At 73.2% G+C, this 2,117-nt stretch carries 1 protein-coding gene; it reads left to right on the top strand.

Annotation, left to right across the window (positions count from 1 at the left end):
- The coding region (locus AB0G79_RS33295) for a condensation domain-containing protein (protein ID WP_360813225.1) at positions 1–2,117 on the top strand (2,117 nt) is incomplete at both ends.

Below are 2,117 nucleotides of genomic sequence, written 5' to 3' on the forward strand. Positions count from 1 at the left end.
GCCCGCGAGGACACCCCGGGGGACAAGCGGCTGGTCGCGTACGTCGTCCCGAACGACACCACGCCCTCAGCCGCCACCACCTCCGAACTGGCCACCCGCGTCACCGACTTCGCGGCCAACGGCCTGCCGTCGTACATGGTCCCGTCGGCGGTCGTGGTCCTGGACGCCCTGCCGCTGAACGTCAACGGCAAGCTCGACCGCAAGGCCCTCCCCGCCCCCGAGTACGCCACCGGTAGCGGACGTGGTCCCTCCAACGCCCGCGAGGAGATCCTCTGCGCGGCCTTCGCCGAGGTCCTGGGCCTCGACGCGGCGGGCTCCGGCTCCGGTGTCGGATCCGGCTCCGGCGTCGGCGTGGACGACGACTTCTTCCGCCTCGGCGGCCACTCGCTCCTCGCGATCCGCCTGGTCGCCCTGCTCCGCAAGCGCGGGGTCTCCGTCTCCGTCCGAGCCCTCTTCGACGCCCCGACCCCGGCCGGCCTCGCCGCCTCGACGGGCTCCGAGCAGGTCGCCGTACCGGCCAACCTGATCCCGGCCGACGCGACCGCGATCACCGAGATCACCCCCGACATGCTGCCGCTCGTCGACCTCACCCCCGACGAGATCGCCCGGATCGTCGCCACCGTCGACGGCGGCGCCGCGAACATCGCGGACGTCTACCCGCTCGCCCCCCTCCAGGAGGGCCTGCTCTTCCACCACCTCCTCGCCGAGGGCGGCAAGGACACGTACGTGATGCCGACGGTCGTCGAGTTCGACAGCCGTGACCGCCTCCACGCCTTCACCGACGCCCTGCAGCAGGTCGTCGACCGCCACGACATCTACCGCACCTCGATCGTCTGGGAGGGCCTGCGCGAGCCCGTCCAGGTCGTACGGCGGCAGGCCACCCTGCCCGTCGACCTCGTCACCCTGGACGCCGAGGCCGGCGACCCGGTGCCGCAGCTCCTGGCAGCGGGCGGCGACTCGATGGACCTGGACCGCGCCCCGCTGATCCGCGTCCACGCGGCCCGCGTGCCCGGCGGACAGCAGTGGCTGGCGCTGGTGCGGATCCACCACATGGTGCAGGACCACACCGCCCTGGAGGTCATGCTCGCCGAGGTCAACGCGTTCCTCACCGGACGCGAGAGCACCCTCGCCGACCCCCTGCCCTTCCGTACCTTCGTCGCCCAGGCCCGCGCGGGAGTCACCACCGGCGAGCACGAGCGGTACTTCGCCGAGCTCCTCGGCGACGTCACCGAGACCACGGCCCCCTTCGGTCTGGTCGACGTCCACGGCGACGGCACGGGCACGACCCGCGCCCGGGTCGTCTTCGGCGACGACCTCCACACCCGGCTGCTCGCCGTCTCCCGCCGCCTGGGCGCCAGCCCCGCCACCCTCCTGCACCTGGCGTGGGCGCGCGTCCTCGCCGCGGTCAGCGGCCGCGAGGACGTCGTCTTCGGCACCGTCCTGTTCGGCCGGATGAACGCCGGCGCCGGCTCCGACCGGGTCCCGGGCCCGTTCCTCAACACGCTCCCGGTCCGCGTGCGCACCGACGCGCTCGGCGTCCTGACGGCCGTCTCCGCCATGCGCGGCCAACTGGCCGAGCTCCTGGAGCACGAGCACGCGCCGCTCACGGTGGCCCAGCGCGCCAGCGGAGTGGCCGCCGACGCCCCGCTGTTCACCGCCCTGTTCAACTACCGCCACAACAGCGGCGGAACGAAGGAGCCCGGAACCGGGACGGGGACCGGCGCCAACACCGGGACCGAGGGGTCCCCGGTACGCGACGAACGCCTCGACGGCATCCGCAGGGTCTTCTTCGAGGAGCGCACCAACTACCCCCTGATGGTCTCGGTCGACGACAACGGCGACCGGATCTCGCTCGCCGTCCAGGCGGTCGCCCCGATCGACCCGGAGACCGTCGGCCTCTTCCTGCGCACGACCGCCCAGAACCTGGTCACCGTCCTCGAATCCGCCCTCGACCACGAGGAGGACGTGCCGCTCCGCTCCGTCCAGGTCCTGGACGCCACCGAACGCCACCGCGTCGTGTCCGAGTGGAACGACACGGCGGCCGAGACGCCGACCGGTTCGCTGCCTGAGCTGTTCGAGGCGCAGGTCGCGCGGACGCCGGGGTCGGTGGCCGTCGT

Origin of the sequence: Streptomyces sp. NPDC020807 (assembly GCF_040641575.1) — a bacterium.
GTDB lineage: Bacteria > Actinomycetota > Actinomycetes > Streptomycetales > Streptomycetaceae > Streptomyces.